At 32.3% G+C, this 26,417-nt stretch carries 23 protein-coding genes; 6 read left to right on the forward strand and 17 right to left on the reverse strand.

From position 1 onward, the window contains the following. Position 1: 1 nt before the first annotated feature. The 11 genes from kdpA to pdxA form a co-directional block, all read right to left on the reverse strand. Complete coding sequence (gene kdpA / locus CLRAG_RS10735) at positions 2-1,675, reverse strand: potassium-transporting ATPase subunit KdpA (protein WP_065078438.1); 1,674 nt, start codon at positions 1,673-1,675, stop codon at positions 2-4. Between the two features lie 24 nt (positions 1,676-1,699). Continuing rightward, complete coding sequence (gene kdpF / locus CLRAG_RS21400; protein ID WP_081442095.1) at positions 1,700-1,783, reverse strand: K(+)-transporting ATPase subunit F; 84 nt, start codon at positions 1,781-1,783, stop codon at positions 1,700-1,702. 765 nt (positions 1,784-2,548) lie between these two features. Then, on the reverse strand, positions 2,549-4,405 hold the full coding sequence (locus CLRAG_RS10740) for an APC family permease (protein ID WP_065078439.1): 1,857 nt from the start codon (positions 4,403-4,405) through the stop codon (positions 2,549-2,551). Between the two features lie 461 nt (positions 4,406-4,866). Next, on the reverse strand, positions 4,867-5,799 hold the full coding sequence (locus tag CLRAG_RS10745; protein ID WP_065078440.1) for an ABC transporter permease: 933 nt from the start codon (positions 5,797-5,799) through the stop codon (positions 4,867-4,869). Positions 5,800-5,803: 4 nt separating this feature from the next. Then, positions 5,804-6,874 carry an ABC transporter permease gene (locus tag CLRAG_RS10750; RefSeq protein ID WP_083985670.1) on the reverse strand — a complete coding sequence of 357 codons (1,071 nt, stop codon included), beginning with the start codon at positions 6,872-6,874 and terminating at the stop codon, positions 5,804-5,806. Then, entirely contained in the window at positions 6,867-8,384 is a 1,518-nt protein-coding gene (locus CLRAG_RS10755; protein ID WP_065078441.1) for an ABC transporter ATP-binding protein, read from the reverse strand. The genes CLRAG_RS10750 and CLRAG_RS10755 overlap by 8 nt, the downstream gene beginning before the upstream one ends. 70 nt (positions 8,385-8,454) lie before the next feature. Then, the gene (locus CLRAG_RS10760) at positions 8,455-9,561 is read right to left on the reverse strand and encodes a BMP family ABC transporter substrate-binding protein (RefSeq protein WP_065078442.1); all 1,107 of its coding nucleotides are present in this window, start codon (positions 9,559-9,561) and stop codon (positions 8,455-8,457) included. Positions 9,562-9,964: 403 nt separating this feature from the next. Continuing rightward, positions 9,965-10,726 (reverse strand): triose-phosphate isomerase, encoded by a 762-nt coding sequence (tpiA, locus tag CLRAG_RS10765; protein ID WP_065078443.1) that lies wholly within the window; start codon positions 10,724-10,726, stop codon positions 9,965-9,967. Between the two features lie 20 nt (positions 10,727-10,746). Next, positions 10,747-12,126, reverse strand: coding sequence for a four-carbon acid sugar kinase family protein (locus CLRAG_RS10770; protein ID WP_065078444.1), 1,380 nt, complete (start codon positions 12,124-12,126; stop codon positions 10,747-10,749). 65 nt (positions 12,127-12,191) lie between these two features. Next, positions 12,192-13,532, reverse strand: a complete 1,341-nt coding sequence (locus tag CLRAG_RS10775; protein WP_065078445.1) for an MFS transporter — start codon at positions 13,530-13,532, stop codon at positions 12,192-12,194. Between the two features lie 240 nt (positions 13,533-13,772). Beyond that, on the reverse strand, positions 13,773-14,786 hold the full coding sequence (gene pdxA / locus CLRAG_RS10780) for a 4-hydroxythreonine-4-phosphate dehydrogenase PdxA (protein WP_065078446.1): 1,014 nt from the start codon (positions 14,784-14,786) through the stop codon (positions 13,773-13,775). A 517-nt stretch (positions 14,787-15,303) separates the two neighbouring features. On the opposite strand from pdxA, the gene rpiB reads away from it, so the two are divergent. Both rpiB and fsa read left to right on the forward strand, forming a co-directional pair. Then, positions 15,304-15,759, forward strand: a complete 456-nt coding sequence (gene rpiB, locus CLRAG_RS10785; RefSeq protein ID WP_065078447.1) for a ribose 5-phosphate isomerase B — start codon at positions 15,304-15,306, stop codon at positions 15,757-15,759. 65 nt (positions 15,760-15,824) lie between these two features. Beyond that, complete coding sequence (gene fsa / locus CLRAG_RS10790) at positions 15,825-16,472, forward strand: fructose-6-phosphate aldolase (RefSeq protein WP_065078448.1); 648 nt, start codon at positions 15,825-15,827, stop codon at positions 16,470-16,472. 52 nt (positions 16,473-16,524) lie between these two features. On the opposite strand, the gene CLRAG_RS10795 is transcribed toward fsa, so the two are convergent. Continuing rightward, entirely contained in the window at positions 16,525-17,304 is a 780-nt protein-coding gene (locus CLRAG_RS10795; protein ID WP_065078449.1) for a DeoR/GlpR family DNA-binding transcription regulator, read from the reverse strand. Between the two features lie 392 nt (positions 17,305-17,696). Between CLRAG_RS10795 and CLRAG_RS10800 the strand changes: the two genes are divergently transcribed. Next, positions 17,697-18,056, forward strand: a complete 360-nt coding sequence (locus CLRAG_RS10800; protein ID WP_065078450.1) for a C-GCAxxG-C-C family (seleno)protein — start codon at positions 17,697-17,699, stop codon at positions 18,054-18,056. A 146-nt stretch (positions 18,057-18,202) separates the two neighbouring features. Here the strand turns inward: CLRAG_RS10800 and CLRAG_RS10805 are convergent, their stop codons facing one another. Next, positions 18,203-19,123, reverse strand: coding sequence for a choline kinase family protein (locus tag CLRAG_RS10805; protein WP_065078451.1), 921 nt, complete (start codon positions 19,121-19,123; stop codon positions 18,203-18,205). 465 nt (positions 19,124-19,588) lie between these two features. Between CLRAG_RS10805 and CLRAG_RS10810 the strand changes: the two genes are divergently transcribed. From CLRAG_RS10810 to CLRAG_RS10820, 3 genes are all read left to right on the forward strand, one after another. Then, positions 19,589-20,737 carry a 1-propanol dehydrogenase PduQ gene (locus CLRAG_RS10810; RefSeq protein WP_154104977.1) on the forward strand — a complete coding sequence of 383 codons (1,149 nt, stop codon included), beginning with the start codon at positions 19,589-19,591 and terminating at the stop codon, positions 20,735-20,737. A 516-nt stretch (positions 20,738-21,253) separates the two neighbouring features. Then, complete coding sequence (locus CLRAG_RS10815; protein WP_065078453.1) at positions 21,254-22,444, forward strand: histidine kinase; 1,191 nt, start codon at positions 21,254-21,256, stop codon at positions 22,442-22,444. A 5-nt stretch (positions 22,445-22,449) separates the two neighbouring features. Further along, the gene (locus tag CLRAG_RS10820) at positions 22,450-23,220 is read left to right on the forward strand and encodes a response regulator transcription factor (protein WP_065078454.1); all 771 of its coding nucleotides are present in this window, start codon (positions 22,450-22,452) and stop codon (positions 23,218-23,220) included. Positions 23,221-23,500: 280 nt separating this feature from the next. On the opposite strand, the gene eutM (CLRAG_RS10825) is transcribed toward CLRAG_RS10820, so the two are convergent. The 4 genes from eutM (CLRAG_RS10825) to CLRAG_RS10840 form a co-directional block, all read right to left on the reverse strand. Continuing rightward, entirely contained in the window at positions 23,501-23,797 is a 297-nt protein-coding gene (gene eutM / locus CLRAG_RS10825; protein ID WP_013237864.1) for an ethanolamine utilization microcompartment protein EutM, read from the reverse strand. A gap of 75 nt (positions 23,798-23,872) precedes the next feature. Beyond that, on the reverse strand, positions 23,873-24,163 hold the full coding sequence (gene eutM, locus CLRAG_RS10830) for an ethanolamine utilization microcompartment protein EutM (RefSeq protein ID WP_023163089.1): 291 nt from the start codon (positions 24,161-24,163) through the stop codon (positions 23,873-23,875). A 48-nt stretch (positions 24,164-24,211) separates the two neighbouring features. Continuing rightward, positions 24,212-24,862, reverse strand: coding sequence for a phosphate propanoyltransferase (locus tag CLRAG_RS10835; protein ID WP_065078455.1), 651 nt, complete (start codon positions 24,860-24,862; stop codon positions 24,212-24,214). Position 24,863: 1 nt separating this feature from the next. Beyond that, positions 24,864-26,417 (reverse strand): acetaldehyde dehydrogenase (acetylating), encoded by a 1,554-nt coding sequence (locus CLRAG_RS10840; protein WP_065078456.1) that lies wholly within the window; start codon positions 26,415-26,417, stop codon positions 24,864-24,866.

Here is a 26,417-nt window from a genome sequence, read left to right on the forward strand (position 1 = left end):
TTCATAATGTAAGCTGTTCTGCAATAGGTCCAAGAGACAATGCTGGAAAAAATGTAAGTGCGCCAATTATCAAGACAATAAATACTAAAGTTATAGTAAATACCCCATTGTCTGTTTTAAATGTGCCTGCAGTTACAGGTATTGCCTTCTTTGAAGCTAAAGATGCTGATACAGCAAGCAGTATTATCATAGACAAATATCTTCCGAAAAACATTACTATGCCTGCAGTTGTATTCCAAAACATAGTGTTATCTGAAAGTCCCTCAAATCCAGATCCATTGTTTGCAGCTGAACTTGTAAATTGATATAATATCTGCGTAAGTCCATGAAATCCTGGATTTGATATGCCTGCAATTCCTTGAGGTACAACAAGTGCTAAAGCTGAAAACATCAATATCAAAAATGGATGTATAATAATAGCAAGTGCTATTAATTTGATTTCTTTTCCCTCAATTTTTTTTGAAAGAAATTCAGGAGTTCTTCCTACCATAAGTCCACACAGAAAAACAGTAAGTATTGCATACATGATCATATTCATAAACCCTACACCTTTTCCACCAAATATTACATTGAGCATCATGTTTACAAGTGCCACAAGTCCACCTATAGGTGTCAGTGAATCATGCATGTTATTAACAGCACCACAGGATGTAGCCGTAGTAGCTGTAGTAAAAAGTGCAGACATAGGTATTCCAAATCTAACTTCCTTACCTTCCATATTGCCCATAATTTGATTAAGTCCTAAATGTCCAAGTATAGGATTACCTGCTTTTTCAGCTGCATAACATATTACAATGCCAATTACAAATAGCACACTCATAGCTGAAAATATAGATATAGCTTGTTTCTTCTTTTTAATCATATGTCCAAAACATACCACAGTCGCTCCTGCAAAAAGAAGAAATGAAATTATCTCAAAAGCATTTGTAAGTGGTGTTGGATTTTCAAATGGATGAGCTGAATTGGCACCAAAAAATCCTCCTCCATTAGTTCCAAATAGTTTTATTGATTCCAAGCTTGCTACAGGTCCCATTGGAATGTCCTGAAACTTTCCCTCTATAGTAGTAATTGTTTTATTAGCTGATAATGTCTGTGGAACACCCTGTTGAATATAAAATATAGATATTACAATACACACAGGAAGAAGTATTCTTGTTATAATCCTTATATAATCCACATAAAAATTTCCCAGTGTTTTTTTCTTTCCTGCAAGTCCTCTCATAAATGCCAATGCTATAGAAAGCCCTGTTGATGCTGCAAGAAACATAAAAAATGTAATTACTATCATCTGGCTAAAGTAAGAAATTCCTGATTCTCCGCTGTAATCTTGAAGATTAGTATTTGTTAAAAAACTTATTACAGTATTAAATGTAAGTCCCTGTTCCATGCCTCCTATATGATTAGGATTTAAAACATGTATAAACTGTATTCTCAAAATTATATATGCTAAAACAGCTGGAACAGCATTGCATAAAAACAAAGCCAAAATATATTGTTTCCATGTCATATCCTCCTTTGTTATTCCGGATATTTTATAAATAAAGTTATCAACTTTATCAAGTACAGGATCTAAAAATGTCTTTTCATGCTCTGCAACTTTATAAATATATTTACCTGTTGGAATACAGAGTAGAACAAGAATAACAAGTATAATTTCAATTTGCAATATTCCCATATTATTAACCTCCACATCCTATAGTTAAAATTTCTCTGGATTAAATAATGCATAACACAAATATCCAAACAATAAAATAATCACAATTACTAAAAAGATCATAAACATCCCTCCAACTTATTGTTTTTTACTTATTTGGTTTTCACACCACTTTGTAAAATATTTTAATGACAAAAATCCTATTAAAAGCAAAGCTACAAATATAATATCCAGCATTTTTATTCCTCCTCCATATTTCTTAGCCCTAATACTATCACCTAATGTATAAAATTAGAGTTAAGATAAACCCCACCTATGTAAAAATTGCATAAATGTTTTATCCGATGGCTACCAGCCGTAATACCTTTATCGCACACAACGAAAGCGACTGTCACCAAATCAAAGATTTGGGACATCTGCTTTTCTTATAAAGTGGAGGATAACGGCTGCTACGCCCCTGGATAACGATTTCTAAGTTTCGGATGAAGAAAAAACTCCACCTGAAACCAAGAACTCTGTTTATTCCAAAAAAAAAGAAATCTACAAAATGTGAATTTCTTTCTTAACTCTCCATTTTTTACTATTATATTTTTCAAAGCTAAAATACTTTTCTCTGGTAATAGTAAAATGGTTCTAGGTTTTCTAACTAAAAAATAAACTTATGCGTAGAAATATTTTACAATAAGCAAGTACATTTAAATATTTTGTATATAAGTCTTAGGTAAAAATTTAAAAAAATTTAGGACTTTTGAATTGTTTGAGGTACGAGTTTTCAAAAGTCCTCAGTATTTTTTTAAATTTCCCCTTAGACTTATTAAAATATTTAACCGTACTTGTAGTTGTAAAAATATTCGGAGCATAAGTTTATTTTGGGTTTAGAATCTCTATACATATTTAATTTTCATCTATTATATAAGGCACTGTAACTATTGCTATATTTCTTCTTTTAAGAAGAATAGTTTTAATCAATAATGCAGTTTGATTGTGCAAAATATTTCCCCACCATTTAGTAACTACAAATTGTGGAAGTACAACAGTTATTGTATCCTTAGGTCCTGCAGCATACTCTTCAGAATCTATAAACTTTGCAAGAGGCTTTATAATACTTCTATAAGGAGATTTTTTCACTATTATAGGTATACCTATATTATATTCATTCCATTTCTTTAAAAGTTTATTAGTCACCTCATCATCTACAGAAACGTGAAATATTATTATATTCTCAGATATAGTTCTAGCATAATTTAAAGCTTTCAGAAAAGATTTATTTAAGGTATCTATAGGTACTATTACGTATCTCTTTTGCCCCTCAAAACTTACCTTCTCATATTTTCTCAGCTCATCCATTGAAAGCCTCAGCTGCTGTGCAACTTTTAAGTAATGTCTTTTTATCTTTTCCATGGTATATACAATTATAGGTATAAGTATGAAAACTACCCACGCACCACGAGTAAACCTAGTAACTCCTATAATAATAGTTGTAACAAAAGTTAACACTCCACCTAATCCATTTATAAATGCCTTGTGTTTCCATCCGTTTATTTTAATTTTAGTCCACCTTTTGAACATACCGCACTGAGATAAAGTAAATGATATAAACACTCCTACAGCATAAAGTCCTAGCAAATAATGGGTATCTCCTTTAAATATTATAACTAATATAGCAGCTAGCAAACCAAGCATTATTATACCATTGGAATAATTAAGTCTTTTACCACGTTTTGCAAACTGTCTTGGGGCATATCCATCTTTAGCCATAAGAGCAAGTAACAGCGGAAGTCCTGCAAAAGCAGTATTACATGCCATAACAAGTATAATGGCTGTAGCTGCCTGAATTATATAAAATAAAACTCCTCCATTAAATACCTGCCACGAAATCTGAGCAACTACAGTTACATTAGAATTTGGAACAGCATGATAAAGTGTAGCCAAATAGGAAATTCCCCCAAACATTAAAAGTACTATAAAAGCTAAAAGCATTAACACAATCTTAGCATTTTTCTGTGATGGTTCCCTAAAGTTTGGAACTCCATTACTTACAGCTTCCACACCTGTTAAAGCCGTACACCCTGCTGCAAAAGCCTTTAAAAATAGAAATATAGTTATAGTTCCAGAAACATCAGGTATCTTATAACTGGATTTAGGTACATACCCCATAAAATTTATTTTTATTATTCCCCATATAAGCATAACTAATATTAAAAATATAAATATATAAGTTGGAACTCCAAATACCTTTGAAGATTCTCTTATGCCCTTTAAATTTCCAATTACTAAAAGCGTTATAAGCACTAGAGTTATAGTAACCGTGTGTGGAAGCAGGGATGGTATTGCTGAAGTTATAGCAGCAGTTCCTGCTGAAGCACTTACTGCTACAGTCAATATATAATCAATAATTAATGAAGCTCCTGCCACAAGACCAGCGGTTGTCCCTAAATTATCTGTTGCTACAATATAAGAACCTCCACCACCTGGATAGGCATCTATAGTTTGTCTATATGAAAATATAAGCATAAACAATAAAAATATAATGCATAGTGAAGCATAGAGCATATATCTATAGGACAAAAGCCCCATAACCGGCATAAGTATCAATAATATTTCTTCTCCAGCATAGGCTACAGAGGAGATGGCGTCACTTGACATTATTGGCAGTCCCCAAAATACATTGAATTTTTCACCTTTTAATTCCTCGGTTTTTAAGCTTTTACCTATAAGAGCATTTGATACATTTCCTAAATTTAAATTCATTTTTAACACCCCCTAAACGTAAATTAAATATCTCAACTTTCGCACATACGAAATTAACTTAATATAAAAATATTGCGAAAGTTAAGTTAAATATATTAATAAACCCCTTGTCAAAAGTTGATTTCTTAATTTTGATTTTACTATACTACCACCTTGAACATAAATTTTGAGTTAAGATTGTACTTGCCTGTATAAAGATTCTATAAAGATTTTATTTTAAAGCTTATGAATACATTTTCATAATTTCATTTCATCTCGAACTTACAGAAGACTTAAATTTTTGCAAATATTTTTTATCCATGCACAGATAAACAGAGTTCTTGGTATCAGATAAAATAAATGAGCTGACACACTAATTAATTAGTGTATCAGCCTGTTTAAGAAGTATATATGTTTTTAAATAGTCGATAATTGATAGTGGAAATTTATGGATAATTTTCTTACGCTAACACTTTAAAAAATTACCTTTCTTCCCTTGAATAGGAAATACCTAACGCTTTAGGCATAGCTGAAGGTCTACTTTTAGTTTCTCTAGTTGTAAAAATTAGAACTACAAAAGTAAAAATATAAGGAAGCATTTGTAGTATATATGTAGGAATAACAAAACCAAAAGCCTGAAGGTGAAGGCCCAGTGAACTTATAATTCCAAAAATATAAGCTCCTACTACAGCACGAATTGGATCCCACAATGCAAATATCACAAGGGCTATGGCAATCCATCCCCGCCCTGCTGTCATATTTTCACTCCATGAAGGAGAATAAGCAAGAGATATATAGGCACCCCCTGCCCCGGACAGCATACCACCTAAAATTACACATAGATACCTTACTAAAAAAACATTTATTCCTGCAGCATCTGCAGCAGCAGGATTTTCTCCAACAGCTCTCAGTATAAGCCCAGATTTAGTTTTATAAAGCACAAACCATATTGCAAAAACCAGTATAAAACTCAAATACACCAAGAGATCATTTTTGAAGAGTATTGTCCCTATCACTGGTATTTTACTTAAAAGCGGAATATCTATAGCCTTAAATGAAGCAGCTGGAAGAGCTCCTATGTAGGATTTCCCAAGATAGGCACTAAGTCCAGTTCCAAATATAGTAAGTGCCACACCACTGGCTACCTGATTAGCTTTTAACTTTATAGTGAGGACAGCATGAAAAAATGCTAAAGCCGCACCAGCCACAATTCCTGCTATAAATCCCAGCCATTGATTTTTAGTATGAATACTAACTATAAATCCTGTTACAGCACCTACAAGCATCATGCCTTCTACACCTAAATTCATTACTCCTGATCTCTCTGTCAAAAGTTCTCCAAGACAAGCATATAATAAAGGCGTTCCTGCAATAACTCCCGCTGCAAACACTGAAATTATAAAAGTACTATTCATGTTATCAAGCTTCCTTTCTCACTAATTTATACTTGAGTAATATTTCGCTCCCCAGTACGAAAAGTAATATGGCACCTTGAAACATTAAAACCATACTTAATGAAAAGCCTGATGTTTGCAAATTATATCCGCCTACAAAAAGACCTCCCATAAAGAAAGAAACTATAACTATTCCTAAAGGACTAAGTCTTGCCAAAAGCGCAATTATAACCGCTGTATATCCATATCCAGGTGATATATTCTGTTGAAGTTTATGGATAACTCCTGATACCTCTACCATTCCTGCAATCCCTGCAATTCCTCCACTTATAAACATAACAATTAAAATATTTCGAACATAATTCATACCTGCATAGATTGCAGTGCTTTTATTACCGCCGCTTACCCGTATCTCATAACCCCATCTAGAATACTTCAAAACAATAAACATCAACACTGCTATTCCTATTCCAATAAATAGACCTATATTTATATCTGTATTACCAAAGGAAGTTAAAGTTGCACTTTTAGAAAAAGTGGCACTTACGGGAAAATTTTTGCCCTTTGGATCTTTCCAAGGTCCAAATACCAAATATTGAACCCATAAAATAGCTATATAATTGAGAAGTAATGTAGTTATGGTTTCATTTATGTTTAAAAATGCCTTTGGAATTGCTGCAACCATTGACCATAATCCACCTGCTATAAAACCTGCTATCATCATAAGTGGCAGCAATTCATAGGCTGGCATGTTTGGAAAAGATAGTGCAGCCCAAGAAGCCCCAAATGCTCCCATGAAAAACTGACCTTCAGCGCCTATATTCCAGAGCTGCATACGAAAAGCTAGTGATACTCCAAGAGAGGTAAGCATAAGTGGTATAGATTTCGCTACAGTTTCTGAAAGCCCATAAGTTGAACCAAAAGCACCAGAAAATATTTGGGAACATACATCTATAGGATCATTTCCAGTAATAGCAATGATAATAGCTGAAAATACAATTCCACCAATTACAGATATAATAGAAACCATTACCTTTTTCATCATAGAACAGGAGTCCGTCTTTTTTAGTTTCCACCCTTTAAGCACGTTAATCACTGTAATTCTCCTTTCTACTTCCAGACATCATTAGTCCAATAGATTCCATAGTAACCTCCGATGAATCTACTATTCCCATAATAGAGCCTTCATGCAAAACACAAATCCTATCTGAAAGCTGTATTAAATCTTCCAGTTCTTCAGAAATGAGAAGAATTGCTCTACCTTTATTTCTTTCATCTATTAAAAGTTTTTTTATATATTCTGAGGCACCTATATCAAGTCCTCTAAAAGGATATGCTAAAACAATAAGATTTGGATTTGACTGTATTTCTCTGGCTAAAAGAAGCTTTTGCATATTTCCCCCTGACATGGTTTTCACAGGAGTATTCAAAGAAGCTATCTTGATATGAAACTTTTCTATTATATTAACTGTGTTATCATACACTTTTCTCCAGTTAATATGATATCCTGGCATCCTTCGATAATTTTCAAGTATCATGTTTTCGCAAGCATTCATGTCAGCTACAAGACCTACAGTCATCCTATCTTCTGGTACATAACTTATTCCCTTATCTATAAATTTCCTTCTGCTTTCATTTATACAATTTGCTTCATTTAAGAATATATTTCCTTCTTTTATTGGTGTCAAACCTGAAATAACTTCTGCCAACTCCTTCTGACCATTGTCATCAATACCTGCAACTCCAAATATTTCTCCTTCATGTACGCTAAATGATATATTTTTTAGTTTTACAGATCCACTTTTGTCCTCTGAACACACATCTTTTAATTCTAAAATTTTCTTTCCATTTGATACTGCTTTTTTACTGGAAACATGTACTATATTTCCGCCCACCATCATTTTCGCCATATCTTTTTCTTTAACATCTTTTGTGTTAAAAGTACCCATGGATTTTCCATCACGCAGCACTGTAATTCTATTGGTATTTTCCATTACTTCTCTCATTTTATGTGATATCACTATAATGGATTTTCCCTTTTTAGCTAAAATGCCCAGTGTTTTATAAAGTGATTCCCCTTCCTTAGGGGTAAGTACTGCTGTAGGTTCATCCATTATAAGTATTTTTGCACCATGCATAAGTGCTTTTACAATTTCAACCTTTTGTTGTTCTCCTACTGTGAGTTGCCATATTTTAGCTTTAGGGTTTACATAAAGTCCATATTCTTGAGCATTTTTTTCAATTTCATCTTCAATATATTTCTTATTGTAAATTTCTTTTAAATTTCTAAGTCCTAACATTATGTTTTCTGCCACAGTAAAAGCTCTTACTAATTTAAAATGCTGATGTACCATACCTATACCACAAGTTATGGCATCTTTAGGAGAGTTGAATTCAACATTTTTCCCATTTATCTTTATTTCACCGCTATCTGGTTTATATAGACCTGTTAATATATTCATAAGTGTACTTTTGCCTGCTCCATTCTCACCTAAAAGAGCATGAATTTCTCCAGCATTTAATGAAAATGAGATTTTATCATTAACTGCTATTCCTGAAAATTCTTTTGAAATATTAGTCATTTCAACTATAGGTTGTTTCTCCATATTATCACTCCCAACCTTTAAAGTTTACATACCGACTCATTTAAAAGCCGGTATGCAAAAATAATATATTCTATTTAGAGATTGTTCCTTCAACGCCCTTTACAAACCAGTTAATAGAAAGCATTTGTTCATCAGTAAGTTTTTGTCCTTTAGCAACCTTTAAGTTACCAGCTTGATCATATATTGGTCCTTCAAATACATTTAACTTATTATCTATAATGTTCTGCCTCTGTTTTGAAATAAGTGACTTTACATCATCTTTTACCATTGGACCAAAAGGACCTATATCAACTATTGCGTTATCTTTAATTCCACCCCAGTATTGTCCAGGTTTCCAGGTACCATTAGCTACAGCTTTAACAGTCTTGACATAATAAGGTCCCCAATTCCATATTGATCCTCCAAGCACTGCCTTTGGAGCTTTTGACCTCATATCAGAACTAAAACCAATCCCATATACCCCTCTTTCCTGGGCAGCCTGCATTACAGTAGTAGAATCAAGATGCATTGCAAGTACATCAGCCCCCGCATCTATCAAACTATTAGTTGCAGTTTTTTCAGTAGCAGGATCACTCCATGAATTAGTATAAACTACTTTAACTTTTACATTTGGATTTACTGATTGTGCTCCCAAAGTAAAGGCATCAATATTTCTTACAATTTCAGGTATTGAAAACGGAGCCACAAATCCAATTACATTACTCTTTGTATTCTTACCTGCCAGAATACCTGAAAGATATCTTCCTTCATAATCACGTCCAGCATATGTTCCTAGATTGTTTGACGTTTTGTATCCAGTACAATGCATAAAAACTACATTTGGAAATTTTTTTGCTACATTAACCATATAATCCATGTATCCATAAGTTGTTCCAAATATAACCTTATTGCCTTTTTGGGCAAGCTGTGTAAATACTTTCTCTGAGTCTGCTGTTTCAGGTACATTGTCCACATATGTTACTTCTGCGTTTGGCATATTAGCAGCTAGATACTTTCTTCCTTGATCCTGAGCATAATTCCATCCTGTATCCCCTATAGGTCCTTCATAAACAAAAGCTACTTTAATCTTTTTGTTGTCAGAAGTTGCTTTTTTGTTACTCTGACATCCTACTATCAAGGTAGATAGTACAAGGATAGCACATAATAAAATTGAACTGCCCTTCCTTATTTTCTTCATAATCATTTCCCCCTATTTTAATTGTTAGTGTAAAGTTTTTTACACCATTTATTTAATTTCTACATTTTTTATACCCTTAAAAATATAGATTATAACCTTTATTTAATATGAAAATAAGGCCAAGCTTTATTTAATTTAATAAAGATTGACCTTATTTTTATATACTCAGTCAATTGATATCCATCTCTTTTATAAACAGATTTCTAAGCATCAGATGGAGTTTTGACTCCACCTGATGCTTAGAAATCGTTATCCAGAGACGTAGCTGCTCTTTACTCCCACTTGGAGACGTGAGAGTATTAGAGCAGGTAGTCATCGGATAAAAAGTGGATACATTTACATGACTTTATAATATTCTTTTTTGGCTTTTTCGTCAATATATAGAAAAATAATTTTCAAACTATTATACTAGAGCTGAACTAACTATACTCTTGAAGTTTTCTATCTTTAAACCAAATCTTCCAATAAACAATCCATCAATATCTTTTTGTTTCATGAGCAATTTAGAACTTTCAGGACTAACAGATCCTCCATATATAATTCTTATAGAATTTCCAACTTCTTCTCCATATTCATTTATTATAAAATTCCTCATAAATTCATGCATATTTTGAACATATTCCGGACTTGCTGCCTGCTGCTTTCCTATTGCCCAAACTGGCTCATAAGCTAGTATAACCTTTTTCATTTCCTCTCTGCTTAAACCGTCCAAAGCCCATAATATTTGAGTTTTTAACCTTATGCTTCCAAATTCATTGTCTAGATCATCTTGAGTCTCTCCGATGCAAACTATAGGTACGAAGCCATATTTAAAACTAAGTTTTACTTTTCTATTCACTATTTCATCTGTTTCATTAAAAAACTTTCTTCGCTCAGCATGTCCAATCTCTGTATACTGGCATTTTAAGTCCTTTAACACTTGAGGTGGTACTTCCCCTGTATAAGCTCCTTTTTCTGCAAAACACATATTTTGAGCTCCCCATCCAATCTTGCTTCCTTCTAAAATATCTTTTAGAAAGCTTATCATTGGAAATGTAGGTAATATAAATATTTCTACCGAATCCATATTTCCTAAATTATCTTTTATCTGTTTGGCTAAATCCACGCCATCTTTTATGGAATTAACATGCATTTTCCAGCTTGTTCCTATAATCTTTTTTCTCATACAAATTACCTCCAAATTTACTACATACAGCTTCTACTCTTTGCTTTGCATTCCTCTTCATAAAAAATTCTATTTACAATTTTAATTGCAGTTGTATCGTCTCCTGTAAGTCCTCCCTTACCTACCACAGTCATTCCATTAAATTTGCTTCCTATTAATCTTCCTAAATCCGATTGTGGAATAACGTAGTCAATAAGTTCAATTCCGTCCACTCCAAGTGAAGCACAAACATACACCATAACATCTCCACCTGTCATATAAAGACCTACTATCTTTTCTTTCATTTTATCAAGAATTCTTCGTGTAATTTCTCCTATTCCTAAATTTATGTTATCTGCAGCTTCTTCAGAAGATATTCCGTACTTTTTACCTTCTTCCTTTAAATTAAGGACATCACCGCTTAAAGCTGTTTCTAACATTATTACCCTAGGTACATTACTTTCGTTTAAAATATTTACAACCTTTTCACTTACCCTTTTTATTTCTAAATCTGAAGCTTTTCCACCGCCTAATAAAAGCGGTGCTTTTACTGAAACCTGACAGGTACCAGAAACATCCCTAAGCACTTTCATTTGTGAAACAGTAACTGATGATGCACTTCCTGCTACAACTAAAACTGTGCCACTACCATAAAATTCATTATCTTTTGTTTCCATTTTAACAGATTTCTTTATTACATTGGAATTAAATTTTTTAGCTCTAGCAAGTTGTTCTGTAAAGGGACCCGGGTCAACTGCAAGTACATTCCAATCAAGTTCTGTAACAGCACAAGCTACCATACTTACATCTTCTAAAGAAATTGCATCAACTAATAAAACTTCTGCTCCTTTATTTCTACTTTCAGTTAGTACTTTTTTAAGATTTTCTTTTCCTTTAAGTAATTCATCTAAGCCCACATGGCTTACTTTTCTCTTGGTCTGCTTAGCTATAAGCCTTGGGACATACGAATCTGTTACTGGAGTCCTAACGTCTTTTGCTACTGGAGTTTTAGATAATGGTACTCCATTAATTATAGAATATCCTCCAACCATAATACGATTTGATTGGGGCATAGAAGGAAGCATGACTGCAACAGTATCTGATCCTAATTCATCAAGCATAGCATCAATTTCAGTGCCTATATTTCCACGTAAAGTAGTATCTATTCTTTTAGAAAATTCCCTGATACCCATACGTTTCAAGTTTAAAGTAGCAATTTTTACTTTTTCCTTAGCTTTTTCTTTAGTTATACCACGACTATTAGTACTTACAATAATTGCCTCATGATCTAAATTACAATTATCTGACATTGAACAATTTTCGTTAAAAAGCGCAGCAGTAGTAATTCCTGATCTTGCAAGCAATACTCCAACAGTAGTAGCACCTGTCAAATCATCAGCTACAGCACCTATAATTGCCATTTCCTTCACTCCCCTTTGTGTAACACTGATATAAATAATTTTGTAACATCTAATAAATTGCAAATCTAATTTTGAACAGGTTCATCTAAAGTTAATATTATTAAGAAAGCTGCAAACAGAAGTACTGCAAAATATACGAAAGCTAAATTGTAGTTGCCAAATATGTCAAGCAGTGCTCCTATAATCATTGGTGCGAAGAATCCACCTAGGTTACCACCACTATTAACTACTGAAATAGCAACAGAATAAGTTTCTCCTGATGTCAATCCCATTAAGTATGATGTAAATGCTGGCCATCCTATGTTAAGACATAATCCAGTTATACATAAGCATAAAGATACTAAAGTTACATTTTCAGGTAAATTGATAAGTACAATCATCATTACTGCTGTAGTTAAAGCTGTTATAAGCATAGTTGGCTTACGTCTCTTTAAGAATACTCTATCTGAAATAACTCCACCTAAAAGTGCTCCAATAAGTCCTCCAACACTAGGGGCAGAAGCAACAAATCCCATCTTTATAAATGAATAATGTTTAGCAACAACTAAATATGATGGAATCCAAGTTAACATTCCATATAATACATTATTCATACAAAAGTAAGCTAATGTATCTCCCCATATATTCCATGATTTAAATACTTTCTTACTAGTATCTACTTTACTAATTTTCCTATATTTAATAAATTTATCAATCCATCCTAAAGATTTATCTTTAGGAGCTGAAGTAGCTTCTATTTGTGAAACTTCACCTTGACGAATATATTGAAGTTCAGATTTAGATACAAACTTATCGTCTTCAGGTTTTGTTCTTACTACAAAATACCATATAGCAGCCATAAATAATCCAGGAATTGCAAACCAGAAAAATATACTTCTCCAACCGTAATTTGTAGCAATCCAAACAGCAATAGTTGGTACTAAAATTGGTGCAAGTTGTGTAGATGCAATATATATACCTGTAGCTGTAGCTTTTTCTTTTGCTGGAAACCAGTTATTAATAGTAGACGTCATACCTACTGGAGCAGGTCCCTCTGCTAATCCTAATCCTAAACGATAGAATATTAAATGCATTGTACTTGAAACTGTACCCAGTAAATAAGTAAATCCTGAAAATCCTACAATAGCTGCAGAAACAATGCCTCTTGTTCCACGTTTTTTAATTGCAAAACCAGCTGGAATTTGAGAAAAAGCATATCCTAAGAAAAAGAAACTTGATATAGCTCCAGATACAAAATTGGTAATATGAAATTCCTTTTTTATGAAAGGTAATGCTATACCTATGTTGGATCTATCTGCCATATTGATAAAATAACTAATAAAAATAATAAATAAGATTATCCACCTATAATTAGTCCTTCTTCCAGAGTTCAGGTTATTATCAACCACATTCTGATTTTGATTCATTATTTCCCCTCCTTAAATTTATATGTTTTTAAATGTTGAATGTAAATATAAATGAGTTATAATATATATTGAATGTATATTATTTATATATAATTTCACCTTTTGCTTGATTTATTTTTTGCCATATACATCAAACAAAGGGTGCTAATTATTCTATAGTTCAAAACGTATACATATTATTTTAAAACGAATTAAGAACCCTTATCATAAAACTTACCCAAGTTTTAATTTTTATAGTTTTTAAGCATTCTTCATCATTTTGCTATATTCAGCTGCTAATCTAGTGGATTCCATCATACTTACATGACCCGCTATTCCTTTTCCTGCAATATCAAAAGCAGTACCATGATCAACTGAGCTTCTGATAAATGGAAGTCCTAATGTAAGTGTAATAGATTTTTCAAAATCTAATGTCTTACAAGCTATATGTCCCTGATCATGATAAAGAGATAAAATTGCATCATATCTTCCAAGTAAGCCTAAATGAAATACTGAATCAGCAGGTACTGGGCCTACCGCATTTATTCCCATTTCTTTAGCTACTTCTACTGCTGGAATCAATTGTTCTCCTTCCTCCGTTCCAAACAATCCATTATCTGAACCATGAGGATTTAATGCTGCTACAGCAATTTTAGGATTCTTAAGTTTTAATTTTTTCAATTCTTTATCAATGTTAACAACAAACTCTAAAACCTTTTCTTTGGAAGCATAGTCACAAGCATCTCTAAGTGCAATATGACGACTTACAAAAAATACTCTTAGGTTACGTACTGAAAACATAGTAAGTGCATACTCTGAATTAGTAAGTCCTTGATATATTTCTGTCTGACCTATGTATTTTACTCCAGCTATTCTTATTGCCTCTTTATTAATAGGAGCTGTGGAAACAGCATCAATTTCCTTATTTAATCCAAGTTCAATAGATTTTTTAATGTACGCATAAGACATTTCCCCAGCTTTAGCTTGGACCTTACCTAACTCTATAGAGTCACAATCACAATTTTCAGGTTCTAAAACATCCATAGTTCCCAATTCATATAATGCCTCTTTAGGAGATGCAATTTTATTAATTTTTGTTTTTATTCCAAGAATAGAAACAATTTTTTCAATTATTTTAACAGTTCCAATTACAAAAGGTTTACAAGTATTATATATTTCTTCTTCTTGTAATGTTTTAACTACAATCTCAGGTCCTACTCCTGCTGGATCTCCCATGGTTATAGCTACAACAGGTTTCCCTTGTTCTGAACTCATTATAATCGCTTCCTTTCATTTATTTATCTTTATAGTATCATCTATAGGACTAGTTTCCAAATATATAATCACCTTTTATATTTTATTTATTTATATATATATTAGCATTTGCTTTTGTTTTCTTTTATTTTCTTTTATTTTTATCTAATTAATATACCAAAAACTTAATAAATTCACAATGCTGTACACTTACCTTATTGTATATCCTTATTTATCATAAAAGATAACACCTTCTAAGTGATGAATCACTAAGAAGTCTGTTAATAAATATCAGGTGAAATTAAAACTCCATCTGATGCTAAGAACTCTGTTTATCATCTTTTATCGAAGTCTATCAAATAGCAATTAAACGAAAACAAACAAAAACAAATGAAAAATAAACTACTAATGAAATAAATAAGTGTAATGGTTGAATGGTACATTTGGACAGAAATCTTTTAAATGATACTATAATCATAAATATTAGATATTTACTCATTGTATAAATAGTAAAATTGCAGAAAGGATTTGATTTATTATGAAGATTGCTATAGGCTGTGATCAAAATGGCTATGCTTTGAAATTGGAGTTAATAAAATTTTTAAAAGAAAAAAATATTGAACATATAGACTTTGGATGTGGTGAAGGTGAAACAGTATACTACCCTAAAGTAGCTTTAAAAGTAAGCGAAGAAGTAGCAAAAGGAAATTTTGATAGAGGTATATTAATTTGTGGAACTGGTATAGGCATGGCCATAACAGCTAATAAAGTTCCTGGTATAAGAGCTGCAGTATGCCATGATATCTACTCTGCTGAAAGAGCTCAAAAAAGTAATAATGCACAAATTGCTACATTCGGTGCAGAAGTAATAGGTCCTTCTCTTGCTAAATACCTATTAAATATATGGCTCAACTCTGAATTTAAAGATGGAAGGTCAACTCCAAAAGTTGAATTAATCAATGAAATAGATGAGAATTTTAGAAAGAAAATATGATCAATTTGTGGTAGAATAATTGTGTAAATCATAATTTTATATAAATATAATAGGAGGTAATAAGTATGAAATTATTTATAGATACCGCTAATGTAGAAGAAATAAGAAAAGCTAATGAAATGGGCGTAATTTGCGGAGTTACTACTAATCCTTCTTTAATCGCAAAAGAAGGTAGAGACTTTAAGGAAGTAGTAAAAGAAATAACTACTATTGTGGATGGACCAATAAGCGCTGAAGTAATAAGCTTAGAATCTAAAAAAATGGTAGAAGAAGCAAGAGAACTTGTAAAAATACACAAAAATATAGTAATAAAAATTCCTATGACTGTAGAAGGCTTAAAAGCTGTAAAAGTTCTTTCAAAAGAAAATATAAAAACTAATGTAACATTGATATTTTCACCAGGACAAGCACTTTTAGCTGCAAGAGCTGGTGCAACTTATGTAAGTCCTTTTTTAGGAAGACTAGACGATATTGGAATGAACGGTATTGAATTAATTGAACAAATATCTGCTATTTTTAAAATTCATGATATAAAAACAGAAATTATATCAGCCAGCATTAGAGGTCCTCTTCATGTTATAAATGCTGCAAAAGCAGGATCAGATATTGCTACAGTTCCATATAAAGTATTAGTACAAATGACTAAACACCCACTAACAGATATAGGAATACAAAGATTTTTAGATGATTGGAAAACAGTACCTAATAAATAATATATTATGAATAAATAAAAAATTAAGCTGTAAATAAATACAGCTTAATTTTTTATTTATCTTCTTTTGGAGCTACTATCACATTTATACCATATTTTCTATATTTCTCAAGTACGTTCGTTGGTGAATTAAAATCAGTAATTATAGTATCTAGTTTTTTCGAATCTGCAAAACTAGAAATTGAACTAACTTCCAACTTTGAAGAGTCCAATAGAGCTACAACTTTTTTAGTCCTAGATATAAGAAACTTTTTAAGCTCGCCTTCATATATGTTAAATTCTGTAAGTCCCTCTTCTAAAGTAAATCCTCTCGCAGATACAAAAGCTACATCTGCATTTATCTGAGAAATTAGATTCTTACCTAAAAGACCTTCTAGTGCACCAGACTTTGGTCTAACCACTCCTCCAACAAGAATTACGTTTATGTTGTTATTATCTTTAAGTGCTAACGCAGTATATATGCCGCTAGTTATCACTGTAATTCTAAGATCAGTTTTATTTAAATACTTGGCAAGGGAAATAGCTGTTGAACTGGCATCTATTATTAGACACTGTCCATTTTTTATAAACTCACAAGCACTCTTACCAATAGCATTTTTTTCAATCTGATTTTTGCTTTTTCTACTAGGGAAACTTAAATCCCTCTGTATAGCCTCAGGTAATATGGCCCCTCCATGAATTCTCTTTATAAGCCCATCCTTTTCTAACTTGTTTAAATCATTTCTTATAGTACATGCAGAAACATCTATTAACCTACTTAAATCCTGGGTAGTTACTTTTTTATTCTTATATAATAAATCTAATATTTTATTGTGTCTTTCAAAAGCAAGCATTAATTAGCCTTCTTTCCTTATTTACTAAATTAATTTTAACTTTAATCTCTATATACAAAGCTATTTTATAACAAAATACGATGTATCACACAAACCCCCATAGTACTAATTTATCATAATATATGAAAGTAATAAAATTCTAAATCTAACTATTTATTATTATTTTTATGACATATATCGAATTTTTATTTATTTATTTTTATTTTCACTTATTTTCAGTATTTATCATTTTATAGTTAAAAAGAATCCTCTTATAATACTATACTAAATATATTCTATAAAATAGATTATATCATTTGATATCATTTGACATCAATAAAAAATACGTATATTATAATTATTAATGTAATTTACGAATATTTAGAATTTATATAAAACAAGGGGTGAAAATTATGAATAATGCGTCACAATTTCATAAAGAGGGATTTAATTGTGCAGAATCTATAATCAAGGCTTTTAACAGAGACAACAATTTAAACATTCCTGTATCAATTGCAAGTCCGTTTGGACTTGGCATGGCCGTACAAAGTACTTGCGGTGCTGTTACTGGAGCACTTATGGCTATGGGTTCCGTAAAAGGAAGAAACGAGTCTTCTGTACAAAATGAATCTAGAAAAATTGCAAAAGAAATAATGAACAAAGTAACAGAAAAGTATGGAACTTTTGAATGCTCTAAATTAAAACAAAAAGGTGTATCTTGCGATGAGATAATAGATTATACTTATGAAATTCTTAAAGATTATGCAAAATAATAGTAATTAATAACCACTTTAATACATTATAACTTATTAAAGTTTGTACTATCAGTACATATGTACTGATAGTACAAACTTTTAATTATGTTTAAAAGCTTCTTTAACTCATATTAATAAACTTTCACTTTATTAATGAACGTTTTCTATTCACAATTCTTTACCATATCAGCAATGGAATAATCTGATGAGTTTGTTATTGCCTTCACATTTCTTTGAAATCGTTCATATCTAAAACAGCAGTAATCAAGAAAATCATCTCCACTGTAGTGTCTAATCATAGCCCATACCATCCAAAGTAAATCCTGTGCTACCATATAACTTTTTATTTTTACTATTTCTTCATGTACCGGAAATTGGCCATAGTAGTCAACAAGAAGATATTGAATTGCTTCTTCGGTTAATTTAGATTCAAGAATATATGAAGCTACATCCCAACTTGGATCATTCATTCCAGAATATTCCCAATCTATAAGGTAGGTCTTTCCTTTACCATCAATAATAAAGTTTTCAGGAACTGTGTCATTATGGCATGGAACAGAAATAGTTTTTTTAATATTCTTTTCCATAAAATCAAGCAATTGTTTTTTTAATGTAGCATAGTCAAAGAAAAAATCACCATTAAGCTTTTGAATTATATTTTCGTATTTATTTAACTCCATCTTCCAATTAAATGAATTAGAAAAACACTTTTTGCTAGAGTGAGTTTTTTTCATGAGAGTAGAAACAGATCTCAGAGTTGTAGGAGAACATGGATCAGCTTGAGCAATATTTTTGCTATTTTCAATATATACGCTAATTTTAATTCCACTATCCTCATCAAAATAAATACACTCAGAATTCAAACCAAGCTCTGCTGCTATTTTATCATTAACACTTTCAATTTTACGATCAATCATCAGATTGGTCATGGCACCCGGTTGTCGGACAACGTACTGTTTTCCATTGATATTCATAATATAGTTGTAATTGGTAAGTCCACCTGCAAAACGAGATTTATCAAACATTATACTGTCATCGTTAAAAACAAGACACAGCTTTTTTTGTACTAATTCTTCCATCTTCATAAATAATCCACCACACATATTTCAATCTTTTGTTTTGTCAATAAAAAACACAAGCAGCCAACTAACACCGGTTTATAACTTTCTGACGATACCAATTCTGAAGTTAATTATAACAATAATACTCCCAAAAATCAACATATTGCTTTCTATTAGAAGCTTTATTAAATATTTCACACCTTTTTCACAAATTATATATATTCTAATAGCAATATTAATTGTAACTTTAAAAAAGTGCTATATCAAATCATATTTTGAAGTAGATATTGTTCAATAAAAACAATATTGTACCATATCAATTTCTAACTGGATACAATAGTGCTAAAACTATATATTGAATTTACAATATACTATCCGCTTTGTATGATACCATGTAAAGTGATAATTGTGAAAGCATTTATTAAAAAAATAACAAAGTTTATTAAAAATTTGTAAAAAGTAACTGTAGAAAGAATAGGAGGGAAAATCATGGAAGACAAGTTTGAAAATTTTAATTTGAAATCCAAGATTTATTTTAATAGGGAATCCATACAACTTTTAGAGCAGGTTACTGGCTCTCGAGCATTTATTGTTGCAGATGCCATTATGGGAAAACTTGGATATCTTCAAAAAGTAATAGATTCCCTAAGTAAAGCCGGAATAAGTTCCGTTGTTTTTACGGGAGTACACCCTGATCCAGATGTCAATGTAATTGCAGATGCAATGAAATTGTACAACAAAAGCGATGCAGATGTTCTCGTTGCACTAGGTGGAGGCTCCAGCATTGATACCGCCAAAGGAATAATGTATTTTGCATGTAATTTAGGAAAAGCAATGGGCCAGGAAATGAAAAAGCCCCTGTTTATTGCAATTCCATCAACAAGTGGAACAGGCTCTGAAGTAACAAACTTTACTGTTATTACTTCTCAGAAAGAAAAGGTATGCATTGTAGATGATTTTATTGCACCAGACGTTGCAATACTTGACTCTAGTTGTATTGATGGTCTGCCTCAACGTATTGTAGCAGATACTGGTATAGATGTTCTAGTTCATTCTATTGAAGCCTATGTTTCCAAAAAAGCAACTGACTTTACAGACGCTCTTGCTGAAAAAGCAGTTAAATTGATTTTTGAGAATCTTCCAAAAATTTATAACGATAGTAAAGATTCTGAAGCTCGAGATCATGTTCAAAACGCTTCTTGTATAGCAGGAATAGCATTTACAAATGCTGGTCTTGGAATTAATCACAGCTTGGCTCATGCTATGGGTGGATCTTTTCACATTCCTCACGGCCGATCCAATGCACTTTTACTTAATGCAGTAATGGAATACAATGCTAGCTTAGTGGGAAATGCAAACGATCATGCTATGGAAAAATACGCAAAACTAGCATCAGTTCTACACCTTCCAGCTCGAACAACTCGTGAAGGCGCTGTAAGTTTTATCGAAGCTGTAAATAAATTAATAAAATCCCTAGGTGTTGAAGATAATATTCGAGCTCTTGGAATTAAAGAAGACGATTTTCAAGGTGCTCTAAATCATATGGCAGAAACAGCAATGCAAGATAGATGCACTCCAACTAATCCTAGAAAACCTTCTAAAGAAGAACTGATACATATTTATCAAAAATGCTATTAATAAGTATCTCAACTTTCGCAATTTAAAAATATTGCGACACAATATTTTTAATTAATAGTTAAGAATGAAGAATTAATAGTTAATGTGAATTTTTTCCGTTACACTACAAAAAATCTTTGATTAAGCTTTTCATCACTCGTTTCGCTAAAGCGAAATATTGCTGATTTATATAAACTTAAAGATTTTTTGCGACAGTTAAAAATCATCTTTCACTATTAATTCTTCATTATTAATTCTTAACCTGTGAAACTTTGCTTAGCAAAGTTTTTAAATTATGTCTTAGTGCTTATAGTAAAAATTTAATATATTACTTGAAATCAGAAAAAATTGGAGTCTAAAGGTTTTATATTTATCTTCTTTTTTTGACAATATATGACAAAGAACTGTGAAAAAGTATAAAATATTGTTTACTTTTATATTTTTATATAATATAATATAAAAAAAAGAATACACTAGAATCTAATTAATTTCTTTTTTTGAGTATAAACTATAGGTCAGGAGACGGGTGTTATAAGGATGAATAAAACTGATAATCCACTTAAAAAATTTATAACCTCAAAGTTATATAGCCGCTATAGTGGTATTTTAGCCCTATCAGATGTACCTTTGTTTTTGGTAGATATAAATGGGGATATTTTACTTGAATTTATTCCATCCCCAGATTTTTGTACTCATGTATGTCAGGAAAGAGAGTCTCATGTATGTCCTGACTACCAATGTCGATTACAATCTGGCAAGGAAGGTAGATTTGTATGCCGACATGGTCTCGAAAATATGATTTTTCCGATCACAGTAGACAATAAAACTGTAGGTTATATGGCTGGTATACAAGTATATTTGAAGGATAATGAATACAAAAAGTATATGATTAATATCCAGTCTCCCAAAGAAACTAAGGCTGAGGAACTAGAGTTTATCGCTAAGTCGATTTTCTCACTAAAATCCGTAGAATCAAATAAAATTAAAGTATACGAGCGATTATGCTGCGAAATTGCTAAAAACATTTCTCTTGATTTATCAGAAAGCACTGAGCTGTCCCATCAGGATGTGAAAAGGTTGTCAATTGAGAAGGAAATATTAGAGAAAAAGATCATTGATCTAGAATCAAAAAATATGTCTCTAGTTGTTAATCCTCATTTTTTGTTTAACACTTTAAATTGTATTGCTCGTGTAGCTTATTTTGAGCATTCCAGCGAAACAGAAGAGCTTATTTATTGCCTTTCTGATTTGCTGCGGTATAATTTAAAGCAGGGTAACCAACTTCATACCATCGGTGCTGAAATTAATAATATTGAGAAATATTTATATATTCAAAAAGTAAGATTCAAAACTCGTCTGGAATATGATATTAATATTTCAGAAGATCTTAAGTCTTATAGAATTCTCAATATGATCATCCAACCTATTGTTGAAAACTCTGTAATTCATGGAATAACCCCAAGGCGAGATGGAGGCAAAATAAGTATTTATGCAGAAAAATATAAAGAGGAAGTGGTTATTTCCATCATGGATAACGGAAATGGTTTCCCAAAGGATGTTTTGCTTAGCATACAACAATGCGAAAATAAATCTGGCCTAGGTTTTCAAAGTACAGATAAACGTTTAAAACGATATTACGGAAAACAATATGGATTGAAAATTGTAAAATCTGATTTCAGTGGAAGTACCGTTACCATCACAATTCCTGCAGAACCTATTGTGAGGTGATAACAATGAGCATAATATTGATTGTAGAAGATGAAATACTTGAACAAGAATTTCTTAAATCAATTGTACTTGAAGAACTTTTTCCAGAAGATGTATTACTGACTTGTGAAAGCGGTGTTCAAGCTATTAAACTAGCCAAACAATATCATCCGAATATTATCATGATGGATGTAATGATTCCTGAATTGGACGGTCTTAGTACTATTGAAGAGATCAGGAAATTTCTACCCAATGCGCTTATTACAATTTTATCTGCTCACTCAGACTTTTCCTATGCACAGAAAGCAATCAGTCTCCGGGTTTTTGAATACCTATTAAAACCCGTAAAACCTAACATTATCAAACAAGTTTTTCGGAAAATGCTGGACTCCTCAGCTGATTGTAACATAGTAGTAGATAAAAATACTGAAGAAAAGAACCCAGAATCCAAAGAATCTCAGCAATACTTTATTGAAAAGTCTATAAAATATATTAAAGAACATTTTAGGGAAAAAATAACTTTACAAATAGTTGCCTCTACAGTGTTTTTGAATCCAAAATATTTTAGCCGTGTCTTTAAAAAGGAACTGGGTGTCTCATTTTCAAAGTATGTAATTAATCTGAGAATTCAATATGCCTGTAGATTATTAAAAACAACTAATTACCGTGCTTATCGAATTTCATCAGAATGCGGCTTTTCAGATCCATCTTATTTTAACAGGGTATTTTGTGCGGAGATGAATATGACTCCTCAAGCCTATAGAAAACATACGCTTATGTCAATGCAAGATGACTAAATTGTGTGTAGTTAATTTCATAGGAAAGATTAATATTTGAACTGTTCCCTGTTGAATGGGCAGTTAAATATAATTAAAGCGCCAATTGTATAATTGGCGCTTTAATTATATTTTCTGATAATACAATTTTCTAAAGAGCAAATAAGGAACGTACCTCGATTTAATTTACACAATCTAGATACGTTCCCTAAACAAACTATTACTTTTAACTATCTACCATATCACACCTGACTTATTTCAAAGTCATCTTTTCATATGCATTTAAACGGTAAACTGTAATCTACTTTTCATCTTCCTTTAAATTAGTTTTAGGAAGGATAGTTTCAACTTCAACGTGTGGACGAGGAATAACATGAACAGAAACTAATTCTCCAACACGTTGTGCTGCAGCAGCACCAGCATCAGTAGCTGCCTTTACAGCTCCTACGTCTCCTCTTACCATTACTGTTACAAGACCGCCACCAACATGTTCTTTACCTATTAAATAAACATTAGCTGCCTTAACCATTGCATCTGCAGCTTCAATTGAACCTACTAAACCTTTTGTTTCAATCATTCCTAATGCATCATATTTCATTTTTATTTCCTCCTAGTTTATAATTTATTTTTTTCTATTTTGTACTTTGTATCTTATACCCTATATTTTCTAATATTAGTCTTCCTTTAAACCAGTTTTAGGAAGGATAGTTTCAACTTCAACGTGTGGACGAGGAATAACATGAACAGAAATTAATTCTCCAACACGTTGTGCTGCAGCAGCACCAGCATCAGTAGCTGCTTTTACAGCTCCTACATCTCCTCTTACCATTACTGTTACAAGACCGCCACCAACATGTTCTTTTCCTATTAAGTTAACGTTAGCTGCCTTTACCATTGCATCTGCAGCCTCTATAGAACCTACTAACCCCTTTGTTTCAATCATTCCTAATGCATCAGATTTCATTTTTATTTCTCCTCTCCAAATACTGTTATTTTATGATTTATAATTTTACTATTTTACTATTGTAATTTTTGATGAGTTGCCAACACACATAGCATTTGCTTCCTCTGTGTCAATATGGCACTCTAAAGCTGAAGTATCATTTGCTCTGATAGCAACATTATTATAGATTCCACCACGTGGTCCATCAACTTTAATACTTACTGTCTGTCCATCATGCACATTAAAATGTTGTGCATTTGCAGGAGTCATGTGAATGTGTCTTTGTGCAACAATCACACCTTCCTTTATTTGAACAGATCCCTTTGGTCCTATTATGGTAATTCCAGGTGTTCCGTGTAAATCACCTGACATCCTTACTTCTGGAGCTACTCCCAATTTGAAAGAATCTCCTCTTAGGATTTCTACCTGTGTCTTACTACGTAATGGTCCAAGGATTCTAATTTTTTCGATAGCTCCCTTTGGTCCACATACTGTTACTGTTTCTTTACAAGCATACTGTCCTGGCTGTGCTAAATCCTTTATCTTTGTTACCTGGTATCCTTCTCCAAACAAGATGTTAAAATCTGCTTGTGAAAGGTGAATATGACGATTTGAAACTCCAACTGGGATTTCATTTGTATCTTGTTTTGTCTCTGTAGAAGACTGATTACCTTGAACAGCTTCCAATAAAAGCTTTATAACAGCTTCGTACTTGTCCATTTTAGTTAGCTCCCTTCATTGCAGCTACTAATTCACTTACGAGTCTAGCAAGTTTATCATTATCAGTAGTATCCGCAGCAGTGCTAGCACAATTGCTATTTGCTGCAAATTCTGCAGGGCTTGTAGCACAGCATCCTAAGTCATTTTTGCTTCCACAAAGTTCAGGATGATTGAAAGTTGTATCATCTGCAGCTAATGTAGAACAATCTTTAAGACCATATGCAACTCTCTTTATATTGATTAAATGTAATGGAGTAACATTTTCGGAAACAGAGCTTCCTCCCCATGTACCACAACCTAATGTAAATGCAGGTGCTAATCCTGTGCTTGCACCAGTACCTCCTTGGCTTCCACCAGTATTAACTAATATACGGGATGCTGGTTTTTTAGCAAACTTCATTACTAAGTCTCTGTCATTTGTATGAATGTTCATAGTATGTCCAAGACCATTTTGAAGTAATCTTATACTAAGATCACATGCTTCATGCCAATCTTTAACTGTATAGAAAGCAAGTACTGTTGTAAGTTTCTCATAAGATAGAGGGTAACCATTACCAACTCCGCCTTGTTCTCCTACTAAAACTTTTGTTCCTTCTGGAACTGAGAAACCTGCAGCTGCTGCTATAACCTGAGGAGCTCTTCCTACAAACTTAGCACTCATACTGTGTGTACCAGGCTTAAAAAGTATACTGCAAACTTTTGCAGTTTCTTCAGCTGTCATGAAATATCCGCCTTGTTTCTTCAACTCAGCTATTACTTCATCATGGTTGCATTCTTCAACAATTATTGATTGCTCAGATGCACAAATAGTACCATAGTCAAAACTCTTACTAGCAATTATATCTTTAACTGATTGATGAACATCAGCAGTTCTTTCTATATAAGATGGAGAGTTACCAGCACCAACGCCTATTGCAGGTGTTCCTGAACTATAAGCAGCCTTTACCATTCCAGGGCCTCCAGTGGCAATTATCATAGCAACTTCTTTAGCTTTCATAAGTTCATTTGTAGCTTGTATAGATGGTGTAACAATACCGCCAATTACATTTGCAGGAGCTCCTGCTGCTACTGCTGCATCACGCATAAGTTCTATTGCTTTTGTTGAACATTTTAATGCAGCTGGGTGTGGTGAGAATACAATTGCATTTCTTGATTTAATTGCAATGATTGATTTATAGATAACAGTAGATGTTGGATTTGTAGATGGTACAATACCCATTAATAAACCAACTGGTTCAGCAAATTCAATTACACCTTGACTTTTATCTTCTTTTATAACACCAATAGTCTTCATATCCTTGATATAATTATATACTGTAGTAGCAGCCATATGGTTCTTATAAGCCTTATCTTCAGCTTTTCCAAAACCAGTTTCTTCTGCAGCCATTTTACCAAGGCAAACTGCATTTTCCTCTGCTACCCTAACCATATTACATAGGATTTTATCAATTTGTTCTTCAGTATAATCAGCAATTTCACATGCTGCAATTTTTCCTAAACGTGCAAGATCTCTTGCTTCTTGTATAGAGCGTAAGTCTTTATCAAAATTTTCCAA

The sequence above is a fragment of the Clostridium ragsdalei P11 genome (assembly GCF_001675165.1).
GTDB lineage: Bacteria > Bacillota > Clostridia > Clostridiales > Clostridiaceae > Clostridium_B > Clostridium_B ragsdalei.

Excerpts from the sequence above, each read along its gene's own strand:
- kdpA (WP_065078438.1), bottom strand. The coding sequence starts at position 1,675 with ATGGGAATATTGCAAATTGAAATTATACTTGTTATTCTTGTTCTACTC.
- kdpF (WP_081442095.1), bottom strand. The coding sequence starts at position 1,783 with ATGTTTATGATCTTTTTAGTAATTGTGATTATTTTATTGTTTGGATAT.
- CLRAG_RS10740 (WP_065078439.1), bottom strand. The coding sequence starts at position 4,405 with ATGAATTTAAATTTAGGAAATGTATCAAATGCTCTTATAGGTAAAAGC.
- CLRAG_RS10745 (WP_065078440.1), bottom strand. The coding sequence starts at position 5,799 with ATGAATAGTACTTTTATAATTTCAGTGTTTGCAGCGGGAGTTATTGCA.
- CLRAG_RS10755 (WP_065078441.1), bottom strand. The coding sequence starts at position 8,384 with ATGGAGAAACAACCTATAGTTGAAATGACTAATATTTCAAAAGAATTT.
- CLRAG_RS10760 (WP_065078442.1), bottom strand. The coding sequence starts at position 9,561 with ATGAAGAAAATAAGGAAGGGCAGTTCAATTTTATTATGTGCTATCCTT.
- tpiA (WP_065078443.1), bottom strand. The coding sequence starts at position 10,726 with ATGAGAAAAAAGATTATAGGAACAAGCTGGAAAATGCATGTTAATTCC.
- CLRAG_RS10770 (WP_065078444.1), bottom strand. The coding sequence starts at position 12,126 with ATGGCAATTATAGGTGCTGTAGCTGATGATTTGACAGGTGCTACTACT.
- CLRAG_RS10775 (WP_065078445.1), bottom strand. The coding sequence starts at position 13,532 with ATGAATCAAAATCAGAATGTGGTTGATAATAACCTGAACTCTGGAAGA.
- pdxA (WP_065078446.1), bottom strand. The coding sequence starts at position 14,786 with ATGAGTTCAGAACAAGGGAAACCTGTTGTAGCTATAACCATGGGAGAT.
- rpiB (WP_065078447.1), top strand. The coding sequence starts at position 15,304 with ATGAAGATTGCTATAGGCTGTGATCAAAATGGCTATGCTTTGAAATTG.
- fsa (WP_065078448.1), top strand. The coding sequence starts at position 15,825 with ATGAAATTATTTATAGATACCGCTAATGTAGAAGAAATAAGAAAAGCT.
- CLRAG_RS10795 (WP_065078449.1), bottom strand. The coding sequence starts at position 17,304 with ATGCTTGCTTTTGAAAGACACAATAAAATATTAGATTTATTATATAAG.
- CLRAG_RS10800 (WP_065078450.1), top strand. The coding sequence starts at position 17,697 with ATGAATAATGCGTCACAATTTCATAAAGAGGGATTTAATTGTGCAGAA.
- CLRAG_RS10805 (WP_065078451.1), bottom strand. The coding sequence starts at position 19,123 with ATGAAGATGGAAGAATTAGTACAAAAAAAGCTGTGTCTTGTTTTTAAC.
- CLRAG_RS10810 (WP_154104977.1), top strand. The coding sequence starts at position 19,589 with ATGGAAGACAAGTTTGAAAATTTTAATTTGAAATCCAAGATTTATTTT.
- CLRAG_RS10815 (WP_065078453.1), top strand. The coding sequence starts at position 21,254 with ATGAATAAAACTGATAATCCACTTAAAAAATTTATAACCTCAAAGTTA.
- CLRAG_RS10820 (WP_065078454.1), top strand. The coding sequence starts at position 22,450 with ATGAGCATAATATTGATTGTAGAAGATGAAATACTTGAACAAGAATTT.
- eutM (WP_013237864.1), bottom strand. The coding sequence starts at position 23,797 with ATGAAATATGATGCATTAGGAATGATTGAAACAAAAGGTTTAGTAGGT.
- eutM (WP_023163089.1), bottom strand. The coding sequence starts at position 24,163 with ATGAAATCTGATGCATTAGGAATGATTGAAACAAAGGGGTTAGTAGGT.
- CLRAG_RS10835 (WP_065078455.1), bottom strand. The coding sequence starts at position 24,862 with ATGGACAAGTACGAAGCTGTTATAAAGCTTTTATTGGAAGCTGTTCAA.